Origin of the sequence: Gilliamella sp. Pas-s27 (assembly GCF_009795865.1) — a bacterium.
Classification (GTDB): domain Bacteria; phylum Pseudomonadota; class Gammaproteobacteria; order Enterobacterales; family Orbaceae; genus Gilliamella.
The window spans coordinates 114882-120881 of the sequence record NZ_WTEW01000005.1; the positions used below are offsets into that span (position 1 = coordinate 114882).

Sequence of the window (6000 nt, forward strand, 5' to 3'; positions counted from 1 at the left end):
TTATCTTAAGAATTAAGCCGTATACTATGTTAGATAGTGTATTTTTTAAAATACCGAATAAATTAAGAGGCAATTACAAGCGTTATGAACAATTTTTTGGAATTTGAAAAGCCGATCGCGGAATTAGAAGCAAAAATTAATTCCTTAAAGAATATTGATTCGCAACAAGTTGAATTAGATATTAATTTAGATAAAGAAATCAAACAATTAAATAAAAAAAGTCGTGAATTAACAAAAAAAATATTTGCTAATTTAACTCCTTGGGAAATTGCGCAACTAGCTAGACATCCGAACCGGCCTTATACATTGGATTATATAAAGGAAATTTTTACTGATTTTGATGAATTAGCTGGTGATAGAGCTTATGCGGATGATAAAGCAATTGTTGGTGGAGTAGCACGTATTGATGGGCGAACAGTAGTGGTTCTTGGGCATCAAAAAGGACGAGAAACAAAACAAAAAATTTATCGTAACTTTGGTATGCCAGCACCAGAAGGCTATCGTAAAGCGTTAAGATTAATGCAATTGGCTGAACGTTTTAAATTACCAATAATTACTTTTATTGATACTCCAGGTGCTTATCCTGGCATTGGTGCTGAAGAACGTGGTCAAGCGGAAGCTATTGCACGTAACTTGAGAGAAATGTCACGCCTTGAGGTGCCTACTATTTGTACAGTCATTGGTGAGGGAGGATCTGGAGGTGCACTAGCTATTGGTGTTGCAGATAAAGTTAATATGCTTCAATATAGTACTTATTCTGTCATTTCGCCTGAAGGTTGTGCTTCTATCTTATGGAAGAGTGCTGACAAAGCATCCGTTGCAGCCGAAGCAATGAATATGACGGCAGATAAATTATTAAAGCTAAATCTTATTGATTCAATCGTACCTGAACCACTTGGCGGTGCTCATCGTGATTATACTGCTGTATCTACTTCACTGAAAACACAACTACTTAGTGATCTTGATGAACTTGAAAATATGCAATTATCAGTATTGCTAGAAAGAAGATTTCAACGTTTAATGAACTATGGTTATGTAAGATAATATTACTTTGGAATATAATTATGGAAAAAGCGACGGGATTGCGACGTTTAATTAATGCAACCAAATATTCTTTGAAAGGTTTTAAATCAGCAATTAAATATGAAACAGCTTTTCGACAAGAATTAATTCTGTTAGTTATAGCGTATATAGTTGTAATGCTAATCGATTTTTCTATTTATGAACGTATTTTATTACTTGGATCGATTGGAGTTGTGATGATTACTGAGCTAATAAATAGCGCAATTGAGTGTGTAGTTGATCGCATTGGGTCTGAAAGACACGACTTATCTGGCCGAGCAAAAGATTATGGCTCGGCTGCTGTATTTTTGTCTTTATTATTAACTATTATTTTGTGGATTTATCTATTTTCTTGTCACTTTTCATCATAACTTTATATTTAGATATCGATTTTCCAGAAAATTTTTGGTAATAGTTTAATAGTAAACACTATTCAGGAACTAGATCTCTAATGATGCAGTTTCCTGTTTTTTCAATGTCTAATATCGTTTTTAGCCATGGCAAAATTGTACGCATTTGTTCGTGTAATTTCCATGGTGGATTAATTACTATCATTCCTGAAGCCGTCATGCCTTTTTGATTATTATCTGGTTTTATTGCCAGCTCAAATTGTGAAACTCGTTTTATGCCTGAGTTAACAATATTATCAATCATTTTTTGCGTTTGTGTACGAGATACCACCGGATACCAAATTAAGTAAACTCCTGTTGCAAAACGTTTATATGCTTCCAATAATGCTACAGGTATTTTTTGATAATCGTCTTTAATTTCATAAGAAGGATCAATCAATACTATTCCACGACGAGATTGCGGAGGTAATTTTGATTTTAATTGGACAAAGCCATCTTCACGTAAAACTTTTGTTCGTTTATCTTTGCTAAATTCTTGCTTTAGTAAAGGATAATCAGTTGGATGTAACTCAGTAAGGTTGAGTTTGTCTTGCTTACGTAATAATTGTTTTGCTATTAGTGGTGAGCCAGGATAATATTTCAATTCATCAAAAGGGTTGTAACGTTTAAGTATCGATATATAAGTATTAATTAATTCTGGAATATTAGATTGTTGCCATAACAAATTAATTCCAGATAGATATTCGCCTGTTTTTTCAGAGTGCTCACTTTTTAATAAATATCGGCCTGCACCTGAGTGTGTGTCTAGATATAAAAAAGGCTTTTCTTTTTCTTTTAATGATTCAATGCATAGTGTCAATACTATATGTTTTAAAACATCTGCATGATTACCTGCATGATAACTATGGCGGTAGCTTAGCATTCGAAATTTACTCTCTTTTGTTCGTTTTTTGTATATAAAAGATTATTAATCCTAAACAAAGAAGATAAGGCATCTTCATTAATTCTTCAATGAGATCTTTTCGCTCTTTTGGTTATAACTAAAAATTCATGTCTAATACGGCGGTGTCGGCTATGCCTAAGAATAAAAAAGCAAAGAATATATGCAAAAATGGTATTTTTTTACATTTGTAGCAATGAGAAATTTTCCGGTGAATTATGGGTAAACATATAGTTAGTATTGGAACTGCTATTAATATAGCAATAAGCTTATAATAAAAACGTGGTACCTCAGGAAAAAAGTCTCGTCTCCAGCTAATTCCATAACCCAAAAGCATGAGCCACTAGAAAATTGTCCAAATCCAAAATCTATTAAATTTAGAATGTTCAGATACTTGTTTTACATAATAATAGGTATAACAGCACATAAATAATAAAAAGAGTGATAATTAATAACGAAATTTTGTAAAAATAAAAATCTAACTTACACATACAGTATTTCTTAGAATTAAATAGTGTGTTTAATTTTAAGCATAGTACCGCATTTGCGACATAAATAACTAGTTTTATTATTTTGTATTTTGTTGTGTCTTATCGAAGTTAAATGATGTTGTTGACAATTACAGTAGTATAAATAAGTATTGCGTTGAACGGGAAAATGGTGAGTTGTCGTTGGATTTTTTCCTAATATTTCCGACATAATATATTTCCATTCTTTACCGTGTGGTTTTACTTTACCAAACTCTTTAAAAACAAGGAGATGAGCTAGTTCATGAGGCACAACTTCCTCAATAAATTGAGTCCCATTATTTAGCAACATAATCGAATTAAGCTGAATTTCCCAGAGTGTTAGAAGGGCACTACCAGCAATACTGCCTTTAGGTTTATAAACAATTTTAGGATCTCTATATTGGGAATGTAGGCGTTGATTGGCTTGTAATAAGTGACCTCTTAAACAAGCCATTACCTGATTATGTAAATAAATTGGTATGCGTTTATAATCCTGCTGCATCACGTAGTAGTGCCGCTTTATCAATTTTTTCCCAAGGGAATACATCTCGACCAAAATGACCATAACTTGCTGTTTGTTTATAGATTGGTTGAATTAGATCAAGCATTTGAATCAATCCATAAGGCCTTAAATCAAAAAATTCTTTAATAAGTGATACAATTTTATCGTGATGGATTTTTTCTGTGCCAAAAGTATTAACATAGATTGATGTAGGATTAGCAATACCAATGGCATAGGATATTTGTAATTCACATCTGTCAGCGAGTCCTGCCGCAACAATATTTTTGGCAACATAACGTGCGGCATAAGCTGCTGAGCGGTCAACTTTTGATGGATCTTTTCCAGAAAAAGCGCCACCACCATGATGTGCAGCACCACCGTAAGTATCCACAATGATTTTTCTTCCAGTTAGTCCACAGTCCCCCATTGGCCCACCAATAACAAATCGCCCAGTTGGGTTAATAAAGTATTTTGTTCTTGATGTTAACCATTCAGATGGTAATGTTGGCTTAATGATTTCTTCCATGACTGCTTCATGTAATGCTTTTTGTTCAATATCTTCTGAATGTTGGGTTGATAAAACGATTGTATCAACACCTTTTATCTGACCGTCTTGATAAATTAATGTGACTTGACTTTTGGCATCAGGTCTTAACCAAGGAAGTGTGCCATTTTTTCTAACTTCTGCTTGGCGGCGCATTAAATCATGAGCATAACTTATAGCCGCAGGCATTAAATTTGGCATTTCATTTGTAGCATAACCAAACATTATACCTTGGTCACCAGCACCTTGTTCTAGAGGATCGTTTCGATCAACTCCTTGATTGATATCTGGAGATTGTTTGCCAATAGCATTAAGCACCGCACATGAATTTGCATCAAATCCCATTTCTGAACTGGTATAACCAATATCATTAATTGTTTTTCGAGTTAATTCTTCAATGTCTACCCAAGCTGAAGTAGTGATTTCACCGCCAACTAGAGCCATACCTGTTTTTACGTATGTTTCGCAAGCAACACGTGCTTTTGGATCTTGTTCTAAAATTGCATCAAGTACCGCATCAGATATTTGATCGGCAATTTTATCTGGATGACCTTCCGAAACAGATTCTGAAGTAAATAGAAATTCTGACATAAAATACCCTCTCAACTTAATTCTTACATAATGCTTGAAATATATTACTCAGATTTAATGTATATTTATCTTAGCAGTTTTACCGTCTAGACGTCTAGTCCATAATTTATAGAGTAAAATATAATATTAGCTTTAGTAAAAAACTTGCATTAATTTTTAATCAATTTACGATATGATGCGTTTATAATTTGTTATTTAATATCCTATAGCTAAGATGAATATCGTAAAACAATCGCCTTCAGTGTTAGTGTTTGATTCAGGTATTGGTGGTTTATCTGTTTATAATGAAATTTATAATAAAATACCTAATGCACACTATATCTATGTGTTTGATAATGAAATGTTTCCTTATGGAGATAAATCATCAAATTTTTTGATTAATAGAGTGAATTCTATAATTGAGGCTGTTACTAAATTTTATCCAATTGATTTAGCTGTTATTGCTTGTAATACAGCTAGTACTATTTGTTTGCCTAATTTGCGTTCTAAATTTTCTTTTCCTATTATTGGAGTTGTACCAGCGATTAAACCTGCTAGCTTACTTACTAAAAATAAATGTATAGGATTATTAGCAACAAAAGCAACCGTTGAAAGAACTTATATAACCGATTTAATACACCAATTTGCTGCACATTGTACTGTTAAATTGTTAGGTTTATCGGAATTAGCACTCATAGCCGAAAATAAATTACAGGGTGTTACTGTAGATATGAAACAATTAAAAGAATTAATGCAACCTTGGCTTAGGTTACGAACAATTCCGGATACAATAGTTCTAGGTTGTACGCATTATCCTTTCATTAAAACAGAATTACAGATGATTTTTCCTCAATCAAACTTAATAGATTCAGGTCATGCGATTGCAATACGGGTTTGTAATTTGCTAAATGATAAATATAAACTGGACCGAATAATTCCTTCTACGTCTAAAAATATTGTATTAAGCACAGTTTATACTCAGTCTGTAGAAAAGTTGATTAAAAAGTTATCTGATTATAATCTTCATAAATATCATACTATTGATATTTCACTTGCTTAAAAGTTACGCTACCGATTAAGTGTTTGAAATTTTTTGCTTGCCAAAAAAAAAGAAGTCCCTATAATGCGCACCCACTGACACGCAGTTGGCATAAAGCAGGCGGCGAATAAGGTTAGTGAATAAGGTCAAAAATTTTAAAAAAATATCTTGACGAATAAAAAAGGTTGGCGTAGTATACGCAACCCTTGAGACAGCGAAGTAAAGCGACGAAATGTTGAGTTAATTAAACGCTGTTAGCTCTTTAAAAAGAAGAAACAGACAATCTGTGTGGGCACTTGCGAGACAAAAGATAAAAGTCTACGGACTAAAAAATTAAGTCTTGATAAGTGACACTGAAGATTCATTTGAATATGTCAGAGACAGTTATTGAGCATCAAGCTTTAAATTGAAGAGTTTGATCATGGCTCAGATTGAACGCTGGCGGCAGGCTTAACACATGCAAGTCGAACGGTAACATGAGTGC

6 protein-coding genes and 1 rRNA gene are annotated in these 6000 nt (G+C 33.1%); 4 read left to right on the forward strand and 3 right to left on the reverse strand.

The annotated features are described in order from the left end of the window. The first annotated feature begins 84 nt into the window (after positions 1-84). Both accA and GQ589_RS03545 read left to right on the forward strand, forming a co-directional pair. Positions 85-1044: an acetyl-CoA carboxylase carboxyl transferase subunit alpha gene (gene accA, locus GQ589_RS03540; protein WP_160424630.1), complete on the forward strand. Its 960-nt coding sequence runs from the start codon at positions 85-87 to the stop codon at positions 1042-1044. A 20-nt stretch (positions 1045-1064) separates the two neighbouring features. Next, entirely contained in the window at positions 1065-1433 is a 369-nt protein-coding gene (locus GQ589_RS03545) for a diacylglycerol kinase (RefSeq protein WP_160401015.1), read from the forward strand. A gap of 58 nt (positions 1434-1491) precedes the next feature. Here the strand turns inward: GQ589_RS03545 and GQ589_RS03550 are convergent, their stop codons facing one another. From GQ589_RS03550 to metK, 3 genes are all read right to left on the reverse strand, one after another. Beyond that, on the reverse strand, positions 1492-2334 hold the full coding sequence (locus tag GQ589_RS03550) for a 23S rRNA (adenine(2030)-N(6))-methyltransferase RlmJ (protein WP_160424631.1): 843 nt from the start codon (positions 2332-2334) through the stop codon (positions 1492-1494). 525 nt (positions 2335-2859) lie between these two features. Continuing rightward, the gene (locus GQ589_RS03555; RefSeq protein WP_160424633.1) at positions 2860-3363 is read right to left on the reverse strand and encodes a SprT family zinc-dependent metalloprotease; all 504 of its coding nucleotides are present in this window, start codon (positions 3361-3363) and stop codon (positions 2860-2862) included. Next, the gene (metK, locus tag GQ589_RS03560; RefSeq protein WP_160424636.1) at positions 3347-4498 is read right to left on the reverse strand and encodes a methionine adenosyltransferase; all 1152 of its coding nucleotides are present in this window, start codon (positions 4496-4498) and stop codon (positions 3347-3349) included. The genes GQ589_RS03555 and metK overlap by 17 nt, the downstream gene beginning before the upstream one ends. Positions 4499-4712: 214 nt before the next feature. Here metK and murI point away from each other — a divergent pair, with 214 nt between their 5' ends. Together murI and GQ589_RS03570 are read left to right on the forward strand one after the other, a co-directional pair. Beyond that, entirely contained in the window at positions 4713-5537 is an 825-nt protein-coding gene (murI, locus tag GQ589_RS03565) for a glutamate racemase (protein ID WP_160424638.1), read from the forward strand. Positions 5538-5919: 382 nt separating this feature from the next. Continuing rightward, a 16S ribosomal RNA gene (locus GQ589_RS03570) occupies positions 5920-6000 on the forward strand; the annotation flags it as partial.

Excerpts from the sequence above, each read along its gene's own strand:
- GQ589_RS03545 (WP_160401015.1), top strand. The coding sequence starts at position 1,065 with ATGGAAAAAGCGACGGGATTGCGACGTTTAATTAATGCAACCAAATAT.
- GQ589_RS03550 (WP_160424631.1), bottom strand. The coding sequence starts at position 2,334 with ATGCTAAGCTACCGCCATAGTTATCATGCAGGTAATCATGCAGATGTT.
- GQ589_RS03555 (WP_160424633.1), bottom strand. The coding sequence starts at position 3,363 with ATGCAGCAGGATTATAAACGCATACCAATTTATTTACATAATCAGGTA.
- murI (WP_160424638.1), top strand. The coding sequence starts at position 4,713 with ATGAATATCGTAAAACAATCGCCTTCAGTGTTAGTGTTTGATTCAGGT.
- accA (WP_160424630.1), top strand. The coding sequence starts at position 85 with ATGAACAATTTTTTGGAATTTGAAAAGCCGATCGCGGAATTAGAAGCA.
- metK (WP_160424636.1), bottom strand. The coding sequence starts at position 4,498 with ATGTCAGAATTTCTATTTACTTCAGAATCTGTTTCGGAAGGTCATCCA.